Origin of the sequence: Pseudomonas sp. YuFO20 (assembly GCF_035064975.1) — a bacterium.
Classification (GTDB): domain Bacteria; phylum Pseudomonadota; class Gammaproteobacteria; order Pseudomonadales; family Pseudomonadaceae; genus Aquipseudomonas; species Aquipseudomonas putida_AE.
Genome location: NZ_JAXDEO010000017.1, coordinates 1 through 17829, shown reverse-complemented (window position 1 = coordinate 17829; position 17829 = coordinate 1). Strand labels below are relative to the sequence as shown.

Genomic DNA, 17829 nt, shown 5'->3' with positions numbered 1-17829 from the left:
TCCCAAGGGTCGGTCAGGGGCGTTTAACGCTTGTATTTCAAGCTGTAGCCTGTTTTTCAAGCTGCTCTAGTGCAGCCTCCAGGGCCAGTCGGTAACCGCTGGCGCCAAGGCCGCAGATCACTCCCACCGCTACGTCGGAGAAGTAGGAGTGATGGCGGAAAGGTTCGCGTTTGTGCACGTTAGACAAATGCACTTCGATGAATGGGATGCTCACCGCCAGCAGCGCGTCACGTAATGCGACACTTGTATGCGTAAAAGCTGCTGGGTTGATCAGAATGAAGTCCACGCCTTCGCTGCGGGCGGCATGGATGCGGTCGATCAATTCGTACTCGGCATTGCTTTGCAGGTGCAGCAAATGGTGTCCGGCTTCGCGGGCGCGGCGTTCCAGGTCCTGGTTGATCTGCGCCAGCGTCGTGGCGCCATAGGTGCCCGGTTCGCGGGTGCCGAGCAGGTTCAGGTTGGGTCCGTGCAATACGAGTAGCGTGGCCATCGACTGTTCCTTGGTTATCCGTGTGCATTTGTCAGAACCCGGCGACTATGCCGCAAAGCCTTTATGACTGTCCAGTTCTCTGCAATAGCCAGCACGATGACCGATGTTTGCGCGAAATATATGACCGCTTGATTAAATCCGGTCATTCGCCCTGGCGACACGTTCGGCGAAGTCCGCCGCATTGATTTCGCCGATCACTCGCACATCGGCGCGTTCGACACCGTCCTTGCCGAAAAACATCAATGCCGGAGGGCCGAACAGCTTGTAGCGATCCAGCAGGGCGCGTTGTTCGGTGTTGCTGGCGGTGATGTCGAAGCGCACCAGGCGATAGCCCTTGAGGCGTTCGACGACGATCGCGTCGTCAAGCACCTGGCGTTCGATGACTTTGCAGCTGATGCACCAGTCGGCGTACCAGTCGAGCAGCAGCGGGGTCCCGGACGCCTGGGCTTGTGCGAGCACGCGGTCGAGTTCTGCCGGGGTAGTGATGGTTTGCCAGGCGCTGGGCTGTTGCGTGGGCTCGTTGCCAACCACCATGGACGGCTGGGCGATCGGGTTGAACGGGTCGGTCTGACCGCTGAAGGCACCGTACCAACAGGACAGCGCATAAAACAGCAGGAACATCCCGAGCAACTGCCCCAGGCGCTTTCGCGGCGGTTTATAGACGAACTCCAGTGCGCCCAGGAACAAGCCGACGCCAGCGGCCAGCAGGCCGATGAGCAGCAAGGTGATCTGCCCCGGCAAGACCCGGCTGAGCAAGCCGATCGCCAGCCCCAGCAACAGCACGCCTATCGCATTTTTCACGTAGATCAGCCAGGGCCCGCTTTTCGGCAGCCAGGCGGCGCCGCCGGTGGCTACCAGCAACAGCGGGGCGCCCATGCCCAGGCCGAGCATGAACAGCTTCAGGCCGCCCCCCAGCGCATCGCCACTGGCGCTGATGTAAAGCAGGGCACCGGCCAGCGGTGCCGAGACGCAAGGCGAAACCAGCAGGCTGGAGACCACGCCCAATACTGCGGCGCCCCACAGCGAACCGCCTTCGGTGCGGCCGGCAATGCGGTCCAGCCGACTGCTGATGGCGTGGGGCAATTTCAGTTCGAAGACGCCGAACATGGCCAGGGCGAACAGCGCAAAAAACATCGCGAACGGCACCAGCACCCAGGCCGATTGCAGGCGCGCCTGCAGGTTGAGCTGGGCGCCGAACAGGCCCATGAGCGCGCCCAGCAAGGCAAAACAGGCGGCCATCGGCAACACATAGGCCAACGACAGATTGAAACCACGCCAGCCGCCGACCTGGCCACGCAACACCACGCCGGAAAGGATCGGCAGCATGGGCAGCACGCAGGGGGTGAAGGTCAGGCCCAGGCCGGCCAGGAAAAACAGCGCCAGTTCGCGCCAGCTCCAGGCCTGGTTGGTGCTCGGGCCGCTGCCGTCGATGCTCAGGCGTTCGGTTTCGGGGGGATAACACAGGCCTTTGTCGGCGCAGCCCTGGTAGGTCACTACCAGCGTGAAGGCGCGTTGGTCGGTGCGCGGCAGTTCCACATCGAGCACGCCGTGGTAGACCTCGACGTCGCCGAAGTACTCATCGTGTTTCTGTTCGCCCTTGGGCAACTGTGCCGGGCCGAGGCTGACATCGGCCGGGTCGGCGCGGAACTGGAAGCGATGCCGGTAAAGGTAATAACCCTCGGTGGCGACGAAGCGCAATTTGATCGATTGCGGTGTGCTGTCCACCAGGCTCAACTGAAAGGCTTCGCGCACCGGCAGGAAGTCGGCGCTGTTGTTGATCGAGCCCAGGGTCGAACTGGGGCGACTCTCCAGCAGCCCGGCGGCGGTGGCCGGCAGGGCGAGCACTAGAAGCAGCAGGCAAAGCAAACGGCGCATGACGATCTCGCGTATCGGAATTGGGGGGATGATAGCGGACAGTCGCGGGGTGTGCAGGGCGCAGACTTCTGTATTGATGGTTCTGACGCCTTCGCGAGCAAGCCCGCTCCCACATTGAAATGCGTACTCCTGTGGGAGCGGGCTTGCTCGCGAAGACGATCTGTCAGACGCGGAAAGCCTGGACGGCTGTATGCAATCGCCCACCCAATACCAACAGATTCTCCCCTTGCTCGCGCCCCTGGCCGATACGCAGCAGGTTATCCCCACCCAGCTGGTGAATACGCTCACTGTGATCGCGAATCTCGCTGACAGCACCGCTCTGCTGGGCGGTGACATCGGCGATGCGCACCGCGGTGTCGGAGATGGTCTGGATCGCCCCGACGATCTTATCCAGTGCACCGTCCGCCGCCTGGGCCTGGTTGGCGGTGGCCTCGGCGTGTTCGACCTGGGCGCGCATGCCTTCGACCGATTGACGCGCTGCGCTCTGCAGGCCGGCGATCAGGGTCTGGATCTCGGCCGTGGCCCCGGCGGTGCGTTGTGCCAGCGAGCGCACCTCTTCGGCCACGACGGCAAAGCCGCGGCCCATTTCCCCGGCCCGGGCCGCCTCGATGGCGGCGTTCAGGGCCAGCAGGTTGGTCTGGTCGGCAATCGAGCGGATCACCGTCAGCACGCCACCGATGGTCGCGGACTCTTCGGCCAGGTGCTCGATCATCTGCGCATTGCCTTGCACCTCTCCCACCAGCGCATGCAGGCCGGAGAGGCTCAGGCCAATGACTCGCTGGCCGTGTTCGACCGCCTGGCCGGCATGGCGACTGGCATCGGCGGCCTGGCTGGCGTCGCCGGCCACTTGCTGGATGGTCGCTTCCAGTTCGCCCAAGGAGTCGCGGATCATCGCTGTGTCACCGGCCTGGTGTTCGGCGCCGCTGTGCAGGTCATTGCTCAGCTCGGCCAGGGTTCGGCTGCTGCCAGCGACCTGTTCGGCGTTGAGACGAATGGTCCCCACCAGGTCCACCAGATAGGCGCGCAGGCGATTGAGCGAGGCTTCGATGTCATGCAGTTCGCGGTTGGTATTGCCCAGCTGAATGTCGCGGCTGAAGTCGCCTTCGGCCCAGGTCGACAGGGCCGGGGAGAGTCTGGTCAGGGTTCGCGCCAGTTTGCGTTGCAGGGTGTCGATCAGCAGGGCGATCAGCAGAATCAGGCCGATCATCACCCCCTGCATCAGCCGCACTTCACTCTGGATCTGCCCGTGCTGGGCGCGCACCACCGGTTCCAGCCCGGCGATGGCCTGTTGCACGGCGGCGATTTTCAAGTGTGTCGCGGCGCTGAGTTCGGCACGTTTGTGGATTTGCTCGCGAGTGCGCGCCAGTTCCGCCGGGTAACGGCTGAGCAGGTTGTTCAGCTCACGCTTGAAGCCGACGCCGGCATCTTCGGCCGCGGCTTTCTCGGTGTTTTCCAGGCCCATCATCGCAGCGAAGTCATCGGTGTTCGATTCACCGCTGGCCGCCACGCCCAACAACGGCAGGGCGTCCAGTTGTTCGGCCTGGCTGCGGATGTTGGCGACTTCGCGCTCGACATCGGCGGCCAGTTCGCTGCGACCGCTGCTGACCAGTTTGTCCCGGGCCAGCGACAGCTTGCCCAGGTGCTGGGAAGCCATGAGCAGTGGGGTCAGGTAGCTCGCGTTGCCACTGGCGTACTGGCTGAGTTGATCAAGGCTGGCGCCCAGCTCTCGTTCAGCCTGCAGGAGCAGGGCCTGCGGATCGCCCGCGAGCTTGCCGGCGGCCAGCAGATCGGTTTTGCCGAATTCGTCCAGGTTGGTCAGGCTCGGGCGCAAGGTGTCCGCCAGGGCCGGTGGCAACTCGTCGAGTTCCTTGTGCAGTGTGTCGATGGCCTGGCTGGCGCTGCTCAAGCGCAGCGCATCGCCGCTGGCGAGGTAATCGACAATGTTGCGCGCCACGTCACTCTGGAACTGTTGGGACAACCCCAGGTAGCGCTCCATCAACAGATAGGGGCGTTCGAGGGCCTTTTGCGACCACCAGAGTGTCGCTCCAAGGGCCACGCACACGGCCACCAAAAGAAGGGTGTTGAGATTGGTCAACAGTTTCAGGCGCATCAAGGACTACCAAAGGCGGAATGGTAAGTGCCTGAAGTTATTGCGTTTCTGTTACAGGGTTGTGACCGTATCGGTCTCTTCCGATAAAAAAGTGGCACTTTGCCTTGAAGGCCGGGTGGCCTGCACCCGGTTGCGTCCCGCGCCTTTGGCACGGTACAGCGCCTCGTCCGCCTGGCTGGCCATCAGCAGGCTGTCAGAGTCTTCGCTCATATCCACCACCCCGGCGCTGAACGTGCACCAGAGATCCTGGGGTTGCGCGGGATAATGAATTTCGGCAAAACGCTGACGGATTTCGTCGAGCACTTTGCAGGCCGCTTCGAGGTCGGTGTCGGGCATGACAATAGCGAACTCTTCACCACCGTAGCGGCCGATGAAGTCGGTCTTGCGCAAGCGTTGCTTGAGGAACAGCGCCAGGCTCTTGATCACCCGGTCGCCCATGGGGTGGCCGTGGCTGTCGTTGACGCGCTTGAAGTGGTCGATGTCGAGCATCGCAAAGCTCAGCGGCTTGCCCTCGCGGCGCGCGCGAAAGCTGCAGTCTTCAAGCAATTGCAGGATATGCGTGTGGTTGTACAGGCCGGTGAGGCTGTCGCGTACCATTCGCGCCTTGAGGTTGCGAGCCCGTGCCGCCCGGTTGCGCACGGTGGTGATCAGGTGCCGCGGCTTGATCGGTTTGGTGAGGAAGTCGTCGCCGCCCTCGCTCATGGCGTCGAGCTGCTTGTCGAGGTCGTCCTCGGCCGACAGGTAAATGATCGGCACGCTGACATAACGGTCGTTATGGCGAATCACCTTGGCCAGTTCGGTACCGGTGCAGGCCGGCATGTACATGTCGAGGATGATCAGGTCTGGTTGAAAGTCCGCCAGCTCGGCCATGGCCTGGATCGGCTCGATCAGGGTCCGGGTAATGATCCCCGCGCTGTTGAGCAGGCGTTCGGTGTGCAAGGCCTGGGCGCGCGAGTCGTCGATGATCAGCACTTTATAGGGCTCGTACTGGGCGACGCAGGTCAGGACTTCGATTTTTTCCAGCAGGCTCGACGCTTCAAGGGTGCCGGTGAGGAACTCCTGGCCGCCGGCGCGCACGGCGGCGAGGCGGGTCGGGGTGTCGGTTTCATGCAGGCTGAAAAACAGCAGCGGCAAACGCTGGTCGAGACCTTCCTGGGCTTCGGCCGCCAGTTTCAGGCCGACGCCGGGGCCGCTGAAGTCGACGTCCATGACGATGGCCGCTGGCAGGCGCTCGACCATCGAGGAGCGGAAGGCCGCCACGCTCTCCAGGGACTGGGCGCTGAGCCCGAAAAATTCCAGCTGCTTGGCCAGTCGCTCGGCACGGTCATGATCCTGCAGCATCACGTAGATCGGTTTGCGTAACGGCGGCAGGAACGTCTGGTCGAGCTGGTCGCCATGGCGCAGGCCGGTGCGCGACAGGCGTTGCATCAACCGGTTGAGGTCGCTGATCAGGCCGCTGCTGAGGCGTCCGCGATTGGCGTCGACAGCCTCCAGGGACTGGCCGATGTGGCGCGCCAGCTGTGAGTGTTCCGGTTGTTCGAAGCGTTCGGCGAAACGCAGCAGGCGCAGGTTGGCCTCGCTCAGTTCCGCCAGTTCCTGGGTCGACCATTCAGCGCGCTGCAGGCGCTGCCATATCTCAAGAACCTGACGTGCTTGATGAATTACCCGCTGGGCAAAGTGGTGCTTGAGGCGCTCGCGGCTGGGCTCTTCTGGCTCGGTCATATCCTGACTACTAGTTAGGGGGCAAGCTGAGGTCGACTGGTGGCTCTATGCTAGCATCTCTTTTCTGTTACATGAGTGTCGTACGTTAATAATCTTGGGCATCCATCTATTTAGTTTCTGACTGGTCGGTCGCCAATTGGCTGCTGATACTTGCAAAGGTCCCGTCAGCCACGGGTTTGGCCGGCTTCGAGTTGAGTCCTGAGGTTGTTGGCACCGGGCTGCGCGGGTCGCGTATCTGTTGCTGGAAGCCAGGCAGTTTTTCGTCTTTTATGGACTAAGGGATTCCCTTAGAAGGCATTGGATAAATTTCGCTGTAAAGCCATCCGCGGGTGCCGGGCAAAGGCACGTTGTTGTATGGTTGTGGTCGAAACGATGAACTCAAGTAATTGAAAGGATATCGCCATGCTGGACTGGAAAAACCGCGCCGGTAGCGCGCCTGAACGTGCCGCTGAACCGAAGTCGGCTACCCGCAGTTATCTGGGCGGCCTGTTTTTCAGCCGGGCGCTGGCCACACTGATTGGTATCTACCTGCTGGTGACGATTGCTCTGGGTTGGTACTGGAGCGCGGAACCTGATCTGTTTCCGGTACAGCAGAATGCGCAACTTGCTGCCGAACGGGACGGCAAGCAGATGGTGGTCGGCTACACCACGGTGGAAACCCTCAAGAGCGTCGCCGGTACCCTGCTGAACAAGCCAGGCGGCTACATTTCCAACGACCGCCTGCCGCCGGGCCTGTGGATGGACAACATGCCGAGCTGGGAATATGGCGTGCTGGTGCAGGTGCGCGACCTGAGCCGTGCGCTGCGTAAAGACTTCGCCCGCTCGCAGTCGCAGTCCACCGAGGACGCCGACCTGGCCAAGGCCGAGCCGCGTTTCAACTTCGACAATAAAAGCTGGGTGCTGCCTTCCAGTGAGTCCGAGTTCCAGGAAGGGATCAACTCCCTGACCCGCTACCAGACCCGCCTGTCCGATCCGAACCAGAAGAGCGCGCTGTTCTTTGCCCGCGCCGACAACCTGAACAACTGGCTGGGTGACGTCGGTACCCGCCTGGGTTCGTTGTCGCAACGGCTGTCGGCCAGCGTTGGTCGGGTCAAGCTCAACACCGCGCTGAAAACCGAGGTCATTACGCCGGGGCAGGTGCCGCAGGTCGACGAAGAAATCGTCGAAACCCCATGGCTGCAGATCGACAACGTGTTCTACGAAGCCCGCGGCCAGGCCTGGGCCTTGTCCCACCTGCTGCGCGCCATCGAAGTCGACTTCGCCGATGTGCTGGCCAAGAAGAACGCCACGGTCAGCGTGCGCCAGATCATTCGTGAGCTGGAAGCGTCGCAGGAAGCGGTCTGGAGCCCGATGATCCTCAATGGCAGCGGCTTCGGCGTGCTGGCAAACCACTCGCTGGTAATGGCCAACTACATTTCCCGGGCCAACGCCGCCGTGATCGATTTGCGTCAATTGCTGAATCAGGGCTGAGCCATGGCCGATAGCTCCATCGATAACGCGCTCGAGGCCGCCCATCGGGCGGCCTCGGATGCCGAGCAGATCGCCTGGGTCGACGAGCAGGACAACCTGCTCGGCGCACTGGTGCGTTCCGACCTGCGCGAGCGCGGGCTGATCGGGCGCGGCACCTACATCATGTTGTTCAACTCCGCCGGTGAGCTCTGCGTGCACCGGCGCACCCTGAGCAAGGCGATCTACCCGGGTTACTGGGACGTGGCGGCGGGCGGCATGGTGCTCGCCAGCGAAACCTACGCGGAGTCGGCCGCTCGGGAGCTTGAAGAAGAGCTGGGCGTGAGCGGGGTGGAGTTGACCGTGCATGACCACTTTTTCTTCGAGGACACCGGCAATCGACTCTGGTGTTCGGCGTTTTCGGCAGTGTGGGACGGCCCGCTGGTCCTGCAACCGGAAGAGGTGCTGGAAGCGTGCTTCATGCCCGTTGAGCAAGTGCTGCGCGATATCGAGCAAAAGCCTTACTGCCCGGACTCTTTAGCCGCCTTGAAGCGCTATCTTCGTGCCCGTGGCGAAGACGTCGCAAAAGAGGCATAAATTGGCGCCGATTGGCTCTTAGCAATCGGCGTTTTTGCCGTTACACTGCGCGACCTTTTCAAACTGAACCGGTATTGCTGGTTGTTGTTGTAGGAGCGAGCTTGCTCGCGAAGAACGCAAGGACGACGCGTATAACCCGATTACCCGCATTATCGTTGACGTCCATCGCGAGCAAGCTCGCTCCTACAGATGGCGTCATCGTTCGTGAGCAATTGCGTTTCAGCAATGTTGTACCGTTTCAGTAGCGCTGCCCCTGCCTGAGTGGGGCTTCGCGGTCGATGGCACCTGCCCAGGTTGCCGCGACCAGTCTTTGTCCTCCCAAGAGGATTGCCGGTGGCCAAAAAAGCCGCATCCTTCGCCGCCCTTGGTGGCCTGGTATTTTCCACCGACGCAGGTCGTCATTGCCCGGACTGCAGTAAACCGGTGGACGCCTGCATCTGCAAACAGACCGTTATCCCGGCCGGCGACGGCATCGCTCGCGTGCGTCGCGAAAGCAAGGGCCGTGGCGGCAAGACGGTGACCACCATCACCGGCGTGCCGTTGGCGGAAGACGCGCTCAAGGAACTGGCCACGACGTTGAAAAAGCGCTGTGGTACCGGTGGAGCGTTGAAAGACGGGATCATTGAAATCCAGGGCGATCATGTCGAGCTACTCTTGGCTGAACTGATCAAGCACGGTTTCAAGGCGAAGAAGTCCGGCGGCTAGCAGCCTCTGTGAAAACCACCCGCGGCTTGATCCAGACCTGCCCACCTGCAGGCCTGGCGTCGTCACCATGGTTTTCACAGAGCCTGTTCATGACCGGTTTCTAAACTCACTGCGGTCGGCGAGGTCTATCCCTTCGTTGACGAACCGTCATTTTCATTCTTTAGACTGCGCCGGCCTGAATCCAGGCGACGCACTATGACTTCTTTATAGGGGACTTCAATGTCCGTACGACGCACACGCAAAGACGATGGCAGCCAATGGACAGTTGCGGACAGCCGCAGTGTTTACGGGATTCGCCATTGGGGGGCCGGGTATTTCGCGATCAATGACGCCGGTCGCGTCGAAGTTCGTCCCAACGGTCCGAGCAGTTCACCCATCGATCTGTTCGAGCAAGTGGACCAGTTGCGCAAGAGCGGCCTGTCCTTGCCATTGCTGGTCCGTTTCCCGGACATCCTGCAAGACCGCGTGCGTCAGCTGACCGGTGCGTTCGACGCCAACATCGAGCGCCTGGAATACCAGAGCAAGTACACCGCGCTGTACCCGATCAAGGTGAACCAGCAGGAAGCGGTGATCGAGAACATCATCGCCACCCAGAACGTCTCCATCGGCCTGGAAGCCGGATCCAAGCCTGAGCTGCTGGCGGTGCTGGCGCTGGCGCCGAAGGGCGGCACCATCGTCTGCAACGGCTACAAGGACCGCGAGTTCATCCGTCTGGCACTGATGGGCCAGAAGCTTGGCCACAACGTGTTCATCGTGATCGAGAAAGAATCCGAAGTCGGCCTGGTGATCGAAGAAGCCGCCTCGCTCAAGGTCAAGCCACAGGTCGGCCTGCGGGTGCGCCTGTCGTCCCTGGCGTCGAGCAAGTGGGCCGACACCGGTGGCGAGAAATCCAAGTTCGGCCTGTCGGCGGCGCAACTGCTGTCGGTGGTCGAGCGTTTCCGCGCCGCCGGCCTGGACCAGGGCATTCGCCTGCTGCACTTCCACATGGGTTCGCAGATCGCCAACCTGGCCGACTACCAGCACGGTTTCAAGGAAGCGATCCGTTACTACGGCGAACTGCGCAACCTCGGCCTGCCGGTGGATCACATCGACGTCGGCGGTGGCCTGGGCGTGGACTACGACGGTACGCACTCGCGTAACGCCAGCTCGATCAACTACGACATGGACGATTACGCCGGTGTCGTGGTCGGGATGCTCAAGGAGTTCTGCGACGCGCAGAGCCTGCCGCACCCGAACATCTTCTCCGAAAGCGGCCGCTCCCTGACCGCCCACCACGCCATGCTGGTGATCCAGGTGACCGACGTCGAGAAGCACAACGACGACGTGCCACAGATCGAGAACAAGGAAGCGCTGCCGGAAACCGTGCAGTGGCTGGTGGACCTGCTGGGTCCGACCGACATCGAGATGGTCACCGAAACCTACTGGCGCGCCACGCACTACATGAGCGACGTGGCTGCCCAGTACGCCGACGGCAAACTGACCCTGGCCGAAAAAGCCCTGGCAGAGCAATGCTACTTCGCCGTGTGCCGTCGCCTGCACAACTCGTTGAAGGCGCGCCAGCGTTCCCACCGCCAGGTGCTGGACGAACTCAACGACAAGCTGGCCGACAAGTACATCTGCAACTTCTCGGTGTTCCAGAGCTTGCCGGACACCTGGGCTATCGACCAGGTATTGCCGATCATCCCGCTGCACCGCCTCGACGAAGAGCCACTGCGTCGCGCGGTGCTGCAGGACCTGACCTGCGACTCCGACGGCAAGATCAACCAGTACGTCGACGAGCAGAGCATCGAGACCAGCCTGCCGGTGCACTCGTTGAACGAGGGCGAGGACTACCTGCTGGGCGTGTTCCTGGTCGGCGCCTACCAGGAAATTCTCGGCGACATGCACAACCTGTTCGGTGACACCGACTCGGTGAACATCTACCAGAATGCCGACGGCAGCATCTATCACGCCGGTATCGAGACCCACGACACCATCGAAGACATGCTGCGTTACGTGCACTTGTCGCCGGAAGAACTGATGACCCACTACCGCGACAAGTGCGCCAGTGCCCGCATCAGTGCCAGCGAGCGCACCCAGTTCCTCGATGCGCTGCGCCTGGGCCTGACCCGTTCGTCTTACCTGTCTTCCTGAGGTAAGCACTGCTCTCATCAGGCTGTCTGAAAATTTACCGTTTGCGTCGGAAATTTCAGATGGCCTGGTGCGACATTTCTCTTTTTTCCAGCGAAAAGGACCGCGTCTCGGCTATCCAAGCTATTTCGTCCTCTTTTCGCGTAGGCCTTTTCCTAAGTTGTATTTCGCCTCTCTACTCGGCCATGTCTCTCGGCGAGAATCCCCGGCTGTCCCTCCTGTAGAGAAACGCCCATGGTCGATCCAGTCAACGAGCCGTCATTTCGTCTGGACGTAGCAGGTCTGTCCAATGCCTTCGAAGTTCTGTCCTTTGCCGGTAGAGAATCCATCAGCGAACCTTTCGTGTTCGACGTGGACCTGCTGATCGAAGACCCGACGCTCGACCTCGCCGGCTTGCTGTACCGCCCGGCCTCCTTGCTTTTCGGTCCGGCGGGAAACGCCATCCATGGACAGTTGCATGAGCTGGTCCAGCGCGATCACGGCCCGGGGATCAGGCTCTGTCAGGTGCGGCTGGGGCCGAAACTCGCCTGCCTTGCCCAGCGCTTCAGCCAGCGTATTTTCAGCGACTGCTCGGTGCCGCAGATTCTTGATCAGGTACTCAGGGAGCACGGCATCGTCGATCAGGATCGGCGCTTTGAACTGGTTGGCGATTACCCGCCGCGGGATTTCTGCACGCAGTACCGGGAATCGGACCTGCAGTTTGTTCAGCGCTTGTGCGCCCAGGAGCGATTGCACTATCACTTCGAACACCGGGCTGACAGGCATTGCGTGGTGTTTGGCGAGGGTTCGGGGGATTTTCAGTTCGCTGAAGCGGCGCTTTTCAGTGTGGAGGGTGGGGAACCGGCAGTGCGTCGTTTTGAGCTCAAGCGCTGCACCGATGCCGCGGTGCAGCGCGTGGCGTGTGGCACTGACCTGTCAACGCTGCGCAGCGGCCAGTACATGCCGCTGTCCGGGCATCCGGTTGCCGAATGGAACCGGCCGTGGCTGGTGACCCATATCGAGCATCATGGCGCCCAGGGCGCGAGCCAGACCTACAGCAACCAGGTACGGGCGCAGCATCGGGTATTGCCCTTTGAATCGCCCCTCAGTGCGGTGAAACCAGGGATGCACAGCCTGCAACGGGCATGGGTCGTGGAAGTCGACATGCCGCCCCCTGATCCATCCAGGCCAGTGGCGGTGCAGTTCGACTGGCTTTATCAAGGGGAGGGCGCGGCGCCCAGCCATTGCTGGTTGCCATTGGCTGCTGCGAGTGGCGCCCGGTTGGCGCAAGGCACGGAGGTGGTGGTGAGCTTCACGGAAGGTGATCCGGACCAACCGTTGATTACCGGGTTCCTGCAAGGTCCCGCCAGTGTCGAGGCAGTCGAGGAACAGGATACGGTAGCCGCCACCACGGTTGTCGAAGATTGTTCGCTCGACGGCGTGCAGCAGTGGCTGGGTTCGGGCGAGCCGCTGATGCTGCTGTGCCTGCTGCCCGGTGGTGGCAGTTTCAATCATTGCGCGCAGGCGCTGTGCATCTGCCGCACGGCGACACGCCTTGGCCAGAGCGGTGCGGCATGACGGTGGTCCAGGCGCCCGATGCGAGCCCGCAATGGCTATTGCTGGACATGCCCGGCGCGCCGCAGGCCGGTGTGGCACTGCAAGAGACGTTTGCCGATGCCAGGCGATTGCGCTTGTTCGAAGACACGGAGTGGCAGGCATTGCAGGAGCAGGGGCCGCTACTCATCGATCTGCGGACCTGCCCGGCCCTGGCCGACCTGTACCGCGTCGACGGGCAGCGCTGGCGCGGCTTGCTGATATCCAGCGAAGCGCCGGCGTCGACATTGCTGGCGCATTTAAGGCGCATGCTCACGGTCTCGTTCGACCTGCATCACCGGGCCTTGCTGAGTTATTACAACCCGAACACCGCCAGTTATTTTTTTGATGCCTGCGATGCCGAGGAACTCAGTCGCTGGTTGGGGCCGATCAGCCAATTGCGCTGGTTCGGCGGCACCTGGGCGGATCGCGCGCTTGGCTGTCAGGGCTGGCAGCAGTTGCTCAACCCGGGGCTGGCCGTGCGCCCTCTGGCGGTCGAGGAGGATCTGAGCCCATGGCAGCGGGAAAAACTGCAGACCTGCCTGCTGGAGCAGCATGCCTGGCGCTGGAGTCAATCCACGGGGACTGATTTCATGCGGTTGTGGGGCTATCTGGAAGAGGGCCTGGCATTGGGTTTCAGCGAACGTCCGGTGCTCGATGGCTGGATGTGGCTGCGCTTGCAGTACCCCGATGCCTTGCCGGTGCAGCCATTATCGGGGGCTACCCAGCAAGAGCGCCTCGAAAGCCTGCGTAAGCGATGGCAGAACGATTCACCCTGAGTTGGCACGGTTGACGACTCCGCTTCAGTGAGTGCGGGCGAACCAGCCATCGTTCTGGCGCAGGCGCCAGGCAATCAAGCCGAGCGTCAGGCTGCGCAGCAACATGAACAGCAAAAAGGTTATCCACAAGCCGTGGTTGCCATAGCCCTGCAGCGCCCAGGCGAACGGCACCAGCAAGGCCACCGTCAACAGCATGCCGTTGCGCATTTCCCTGGCGCGGGTGGCGCCGATGAACAGCCCGTCGAGCAGGTAGCTCCAGACCGCGATCAGCGGCAGCACGGCAAGGTAGGGCAGGTACAGGAACGCGGTGTCGCGCACGCTGGTGATGTCGGTCTGCATTTCGATGAACAGGTGTCCGGCAAACATGAACAAGCCGGCAAAGCCCAGGCTTGCCAACAACGACCAGCCACAGGCAACCACCAGGGAGCGGCGCAAGGCATCGCGGTCGCGCGCGCCGATGGCGTGTCCGCACAGGGCTTCCACGGCATGGGCCAGGCCGTCGAGCGCGTGGGCGGTCAGCAGCAGGCCGTTGAGCAGCAGGGCATTGGCGGCGACAGTTGCATCACCCAGCCGGGCGCCTTGCACGGTGATCAGGAAAAACACCGATTGCAGCGCCAGGCTGCGGATGAAAATGTCGCGATTGACCGCCAGCAGCGGTCGCCAACTCTGCCAAAGCGCCAAGGCGGCCCAGACGATATGCCCGGGATAGGCGCGCAGGGCGTGGCGGGTCAGCAACAGGCCGATCAGCGCACCGGTCCACTCGGCGATCACCGAAGCCCGGGCCGCACCCACCACCCCCCATTCCAGGCCAAGGACAAACCACAGGTTCAGGGCAATGTTGACCAGGTTGGTCGTCAGCAGAATCACCAGCGGCGCGCGGGCGTTCTGCGTGCCGAGAAACCAGCCGACCAGCGCATAACTGGCCAGTGCCGCCGGCAGGCCGAACAGCCGCGTGTGGAAAAACTCGCGGGTCATCTGGTCCAGTTCCGCCGACGGTTGCATGAAGTGCAGCGCCACCCCGCTCAATGGCACGCCCAGCGCGCCCAAAACCACTGCCAGCCCCATGGCCAGCAACAGACCCTGCAACAGAATCTGCCGTAGCGCCGCGCCATCCCCGCGCCCTGCGGCCTGGGCGGCAAAACCGGTGGAGCCCATGCGCAGAAAACCCATGGCCCAGGCGAGGAAGGTATAGAGGCTGGCCCCGACCGCCACGGCTCCGAGCTGATGGGCATGGGGCAGGTGGCCAATAACGGTGCTGTCGACCAGTGCCACCAGCGGTACGGAAATGTTCGAGAGAATCATCGGCGCAGCCAGCGCCCAGACCCTACGATGGGTTGGGCGGTCGCGCCAGTCGGCGATCAGGTTGGACATGCAGGCTCCTTGGGGAGCGGGCATTGTAGCGACCCCTGCAGAATCTGCAGCGATCCATTGCCGGGGTCAGTGCATGATCCAGCTAAGCAACCACAACCCCAGCATCAACCAGATGATCCCCATGATGATCGAGGCGTTCATGAACGCGCGGATCGCCGACCACAACAGCACCAACCCGAGGATCAGGGTGACGATGCTGATGATCGAGGTGTCCATGCCCAGCGCCTCGGACAAGCCTTCGACAAAATGGCTGCTGGCGCGACTCACCAGTTGGAACAGACCGCTGAGGGCGTCAACGATGAAACGGATGGCTGTGCCCAGTATCTGGCCAAGCCACTCAAAGAAACCTTCTACCTGCATGGAATGAACGTCCTGTCTTCTGTAGGAGCTGGCTTGCCAGCGAATTTTTACAGGCGCCGCCGAAACACGCCATCGACTGATTATGGTGCAAAGACTGTCACCGCTGCCAGGCACTTGCCTTCCCCCGTCATCCCCTTGAAGCTATACGCCTTCAGGAGAGCCCGATGAACCTTGTTGAACTGACCGAACGCCTGCACGCCATCCGTGATCGCAATGACTGGCGGCAATTTCACAGCCCGAAAAACCTGGCCATGGCCGCCAGTGTCGAAATGTCCGAGCTGGTGGAGATTTTCCAGTGGCTGAGCGAAGACCAGTCACGGCAGCTGCCGGCCGACAAGCTGGCCCATGCCGGGCAGGAAATCGGCGATATCGTGCTCTATCTGTTGTTGCTGTGCAGCGAATTGGGCCTGGACATGAATGACGTCGTGCGCAGCAAGCTGGCGGACAGCGAGCGGAGGTTCAGCTGATGAGCGACCGTCATTTCGATCAACTGGCGACGCGCTTCGCCGAAAAAATATACGGCGGCGCCAAAGGCGCGATTCGCCTGGCGGTGCTGCAGGCCGACTTGGCGGAGGCCCTGCCGGATCGGCCGCTGCGGGTGCTGGATATCGGCGCCGGCCTTGGCCACATGTCGTTGTGGCTGGCCGAGCGTGGCCACCAGGTGACCCTGGCCGAACCCGCCGAACCCATGCTCGAAGGCGCCCGCCAGCGCTTTGCCGACGCGGGACAGACTGCCACCTTCATCCAGGCGCCCTGGCAGGAACTGCTCGGTCAGCTCACCGAACCCTACGACCTGGTGCTGTGTCATGCCGTGCTGGAATGGCTGGCCGAACCGCACGCCATCCTGCCGGTGCTGCATCAGCTGACCAAGGCCGACGGCTGGCTGTCCCTGGCCTTCTACAACCGCGACGCGCTGATTTACCGCAACTTGCTCAAGGGCCATTTCCGCAAGATGCGCAAGAACGACATGGCCGGTGAAAAGCAGAGCCTGACCCCGCAACAGCCGCTGGACCCACGGGAGTTGGCGGCGCAACTTGACGGCCTGTGGCAGGTCGAAAGCCAGAGTGGCGTGCGGGTTTTTCACGATTACATGCCGGTGGAGTTCCAGGCCCGCGCCGAACTGGTGGATCTGCTCGAAATGGAGTTGGCCCACCGTCGCCATCCAAGCTTTGCCGGGCTTGGACGTTACTTGCACTGGATCTGTCGGCCGGTCTGATCGGAGCTCGAAATGAAAAGTCGTTCAGGGTTGCTGTTGATCTGCCTGGGCCTGGCTGCCTGCCAGGGCAGCAATCCGTACGTGGCAAGTTCCAGGCCCTTGCCGCCTGCCCCGCCTCAAGCGGCCACTACCTTCGATCGCAGCGCCTACCCGGCGCCACCGCGAGACTACGGGCGGTATCGCAGCTGGGCCTGGCTCAATGGGCAGCTGCCGCCGGGCACTACCTGGGCGGATTCGGCGCAGGTCGCCGAAGCGGTCAGCAACGCCCTGGACCAACGCGGCCTGCGGCCCCTGCATGACAATCGGCCGGCGGACCTGTTCGTCAGCGCTGACCTGCGCCTGGAAACCCGCTTGCGTCAGGTCCAGGACGATTACGGCTACTACGGCGGTTACGGCGGCTACAATCGATATGGTTATGGGCCGGGTTACGGCATGTACGGCAGCATGCCAATTGTGCGCACTTACGAGGAACAGGTCGTGGTGGTTCATGTCGACCTGTTCGACGCGCAAGACGGTCAATCGGTCTGGAGTTCCAGTGCGGAAACCAGCAACCGGGGGAGCCAGGGCGAGCGGGTCGACGCCATACGGGAGGCTGTAGAAAAGGCAATGTCGGCGTATCCTCCCAGTTAGCTTCCTGTGGTCAAGAAGCATTTCGCAGGTTCATGTCTTCTACCGGAGAATCATCATGTTCCGCCGTCTCGCTTTACTGGCAGTGGCCTTGCTGCTCAGTGCCTGCGCTGCCAATCAGGTCAATCATGACTTCGACGCCAGCCGCGATTTTGCCGCGTATCACAGCTGGAGCTGGAAAGAACCCGCGCTGCAATACCGTCCCGATGACCCCAGGATCAAGAGCGACCTGACCGAACAGCGCGTGCGCGAATCGGTAGTCGACCAGCTCGACCAACGTGGCCTGCGCCAGGCAGGCGCTGGCGCCAAGGGCGACTTGAGTGTGCAGACCTACCTGGTAGTCGAGGAACGCCAGCAACAGGTGACGACCAACTACGGCGGCGGTTGGGGTAACCCCTGGTACGGCTACTATGGCGCGCCGATGTACAACGAAACCCGCCTGGTGTCCTACAAGGTCGCGACCATCCAGATCGACCTGCTCGACGGCAAGGACGGCAAGCTGGTGTGGCGCGGCAGTGACGAGCAAATCCTCAGCCGCACCCCCAACCCGACGGACCGCAGCACTGCGATACACGAAACGGTCACGCGGATCCTGGCGAACTATCCCCCGCACCGATAAAAACCCCCTACGGTCGAAAAATTATCAAGGAGCTGGCGTGTGTAGGAGCTGGCTTGCCAGCGAAGGCGGTTTGTCAGGCGAGGAAGATGTTGGCTGTGCCGGCCTCTTCGCTGGCAAGCCAGCTCCTACAGGTTTGTTGGGTGTTGCCGGGAATTGCGTCTGGCGGTGATCACCTTGTAGGAGCTGGCTTGCCAGCGAAGGCGGTTTGTC

General features: G+C 62.1%; 16 protein-coding genes. 10 read left to right on the top strand and 6 right to left on the bottom strand.

Annotated features, from left to right (window positions below; genetic code table 11):
• Positions 1-37: 37 nt before the first annotated feature.
• The 4 genes from aroQ to SOP85_RS11525 form a co-directional block, all read right to left on the bottom strand.
• Positions 38-490: a type II 3-dehydroquinate dehydratase gene (gene aroQ, locus SOP85_RS11540; RefSeq protein WP_274077485.1), complete on the bottom strand. Its 453-nt coding sequence runs from the start codon at positions 488-490 to the stop codon at positions 38-40.
• A gap of 132 nt (positions 491-622) precedes the next feature.
• Complete coding sequence (locus SOP85_RS11535) at positions 623-2365, bottom strand: protein-disulfide reductase DsbD (RefSeq protein ID WP_323607420.1); 1743 nt, start codon at positions 2363-2365, stop codon at positions 623-625.
• A gap of 163 nt (positions 2366-2528) precedes the next feature.
• Positions 2529-3257 (bottom strand): methyl-accepting chemotaxis protein, encoded by a 729-nt coding sequence (locus SOP85_RS31365; protein WP_442967903.1) that lies wholly within the window; start codon positions 3255-3257, stop codon positions 2529-2531.
• Positions 3258-4526: 1269 nt separating this feature from the next.
• Positions 4527-6197, bottom strand: a complete 1671-nt coding sequence (locus tag SOP85_RS11525) for a PleD family two-component system response regulator (protein ID WP_323627004.1) — start codon at positions 6195-6197, stop codon at positions 4527-4529.
• Positions 6198-6599: 402 nt separating this feature from the next.
• Here SOP85_RS11525 and SOP85_RS11520 point away from each other — a divergent pair, with 402 nt between their 5' ends.
• From SOP85_RS11520 to SOP85_RS11495, 6 genes are all read left to right on the top strand, one after another.
• Positions 6600-7667 (top strand): DUF2333 family protein, encoded by a 1068-nt coding sequence (locus tag SOP85_RS11520; RefSeq protein ID WP_274077481.1) that lies wholly within the window; start codon positions 6600-6602, stop codon positions 7665-7667.
• Between the two features lie 3 nt (positions 7668-7670).
• The gene (locus tag SOP85_RS11515; protein WP_323607417.1) at positions 7671-8240 is read left to right on the top strand and encodes an NUDIX hydrolase; all 570 of its coding nucleotides are present in this window, start codon (positions 7671-7673) and stop codon (positions 8238-8240) included.
• A gap of 333 nt (positions 8241-8573) precedes the next feature.
• The gene (locus tag SOP85_RS11510) at positions 8574-8945 is read left to right on the top strand and encodes a translation initiation factor Sui1 (RefSeq protein WP_063341676.1); all 372 of its coding nucleotides are present in this window, start codon (positions 8574-8576) and stop codon (positions 8943-8945) included.
• Between the two features lie 219 nt (positions 8946-9164).
• A complete protein-coding gene (speA, locus tag SOP85_RS11505) occupies positions 9165-11078 on the top strand; it encodes an arginine decarboxylase (RefSeq protein WP_274077479.1) in 1914 nt (637 codons plus the stop codon).
• 231 nt (positions 11079-11309) lie between these two features.
• Positions 11310-12632, top strand: coding sequence for a contractile injection system protein, VgrG/Pvc8 family (locus SOP85_RS11500; RefSeq protein WP_323627003.1), 1323 nt, complete (start codon positions 11310-11312; stop codon positions 12630-12632).
• The gene (locus SOP85_RS11495; protein WP_323627002.1) at positions 12629-13426 is read left to right on the top strand and encodes a DUF4123 domain-containing protein; all 798 of its coding nucleotides are present in this window, start codon (positions 12629-12631) and stop codon (positions 13424-13426) included. Before SOP85_RS11500 ends, SOP85_RS11495 begins: the two co-directional genes overlap by 4 nt.
• A 24-nt stretch (positions 13427-13450) precedes the next feature.
• Here the strand turns inward: SOP85_RS11495 and SOP85_RS11490 are convergent, their stop codons facing one another.
• Together SOP85_RS11490 and SOP85_RS11485 are read right to left on the bottom strand one after the other, a co-directional pair.
• A complete protein-coding gene (locus SOP85_RS11490) occupies positions 13451-14797 on the bottom strand; it encodes an MATE family efflux transporter (RefSeq protein ID WP_323627001.1) in 1347 nt (448 codons plus the stop codon).
• A 66-nt stretch (positions 14798-14863) separates the two neighbouring features.
• A complete protein-coding gene (locus SOP85_RS11485) occupies positions 14864-15157 on the bottom strand; it encodes a hypothetical protein (protein WP_274077475.1) in 294 nt (97 codons plus the stop codon).
• A gap of 164 nt (positions 15158-15321) precedes the next feature.
• Between SOP85_RS11485 and SOP85_RS11480 the strand changes: the two genes are divergently transcribed.
• From SOP85_RS11480 to SOP85_RS11465, 4 genes are read left to right on the top strand one after another with little or no spacing between them, the layout of a single operon-like run.
• Positions 15322-15624 (top strand): MazG-like family protein, encoded by a 303-nt coding sequence (locus SOP85_RS11480; protein ID WP_030128233.1) that lies wholly within the window; start codon positions 15322-15324, stop codon positions 15622-15624.
• Positions 15624-16373 (top strand): methyltransferase domain-containing protein, encoded by a 750-nt coding sequence (locus SOP85_RS11475; protein WP_274077474.1) that lies wholly within the window; start codon positions 15624-15626, stop codon positions 16371-16373. Before SOP85_RS11480 ends, SOP85_RS11475 begins: the two co-directional genes overlap by 1 nt.
• Positions 16374-16385: 12 nt before the next feature.
• On the top strand, positions 16386-17003 hold the full coding sequence (locus tag SOP85_RS11470; RefSeq protein WP_274077473.1) for a DUF4136 domain-containing protein: 618 nt from the start codon (positions 16386-16388) through the stop codon (positions 17001-17003).
• A 55-nt stretch (positions 17004-17058) separates the two neighbouring features.
• On the top strand, positions 17059-17619 hold the full coding sequence (locus SOP85_RS11465; RefSeq protein WP_274077472.1) for a DUF4136 domain-containing protein: 561 nt from the start codon (positions 17059-17061) through the stop codon (positions 17617-17619).
• Positions 17620-17829: the final 210 nt, after the last annotated feature.

Excerpts from the sequence above, each read along its gene's own strand:
- aroQ (WP_274077485.1), bottom strand. The coding sequence starts at position 490 with ATGGCCACGCTACTCGTATTGCACGGACCCAACCTGAACCTGCTCGGC.
- SOP85_RS11495 (WP_323627002.1), top strand. The coding sequence starts at position 12,629 with ATGACGGTGGTCCAGGCGCCCGATGCGAGCCCGCAATGGCTATTGCTG.
- SOP85_RS11520 (WP_274077481.1), top strand. The coding sequence starts at position 6,600 with ATGCTGGACTGGAAAAACCGCGCCGGTAGCGCGCCTGAACGTGCCGCT.
- SOP85_RS11485 (WP_274077475.1), bottom strand. The coding sequence starts at position 15,157 with ATGCAGGTAGAAGGTTTCTTTGAGTGGCTTGGCCAGATACTGGGCACA.
- SOP85_RS11490 (WP_323627001.1), bottom strand. The coding sequence starts at position 14,797 with ATGTCCAACCTGATCGCCGACTGGCGCGACCGCCCAACCCATCGTAGG.
- SOP85_RS11480 (WP_030128233.1), top strand. The coding sequence starts at position 15,322 with ATGAACCTTGTTGAACTGACCGAACGCCTGCACGCCATCCGTGATCGC.
- SOP85_RS11470 (WP_274077473.1), top strand. The coding sequence starts at position 16,386 with ATGAAAAGTCGTTCAGGGTTGCTGTTGATCTGCCTGGGCCTGGCTGCC.
- SOP85_RS11525 (WP_323627004.1), bottom strand. The coding sequence starts at position 6,197 with ATGACCGAGCCAGAAGAGCCCAGCCGCGAGCGCCTCAAGCACCACTTT.
- SOP85_RS31365 (WP_442967903.1), bottom strand. The coding sequence starts at position 3,257 with ATGATCCGCGACTCCTTGGGCGAACTGGAAGCGACCATCCAGCAAGTG.
- SOP85_RS11475 (WP_274077474.1), top strand. The coding sequence starts at position 15,624 with ATGAGCGACCGTCATTTCGATCAACTGGCGACGCGCTTCGCCGAAAAA.
- SOP85_RS11465 (WP_274077472.1), top strand. The coding sequence starts at position 17,059 with ATGTTCCGCCGTCTCGCTTTACTGGCAGTGGCCTTGCTGCTCAGTGCC.
- SOP85_RS11515 (WP_323607417.1), top strand. The coding sequence starts at position 7,671 with ATGGCCGATAGCTCCATCGATAACGCGCTCGAGGCCGCCCATCGGGCG.
- SOP85_RS11535 (WP_323607420.1), bottom strand. The coding sequence starts at position 2,365 with ATGCGCCGTTTGCTTTGCCTGCTGCTTCTAGTGCTCGCCCTGCCGGCC.
- SOP85_RS11500 (WP_323627003.1), top strand. The coding sequence starts at position 11,310 with ATGGTCGATCCAGTCAACGAGCCGTCATTTCGTCTGGACGTAGCAGGT.
- speA (WP_274077479.1), top strand. The coding sequence starts at position 9,165 with ATGTCCGTACGACGCACACGCAAAGACGATGGCAGCCAATGGACAGTT.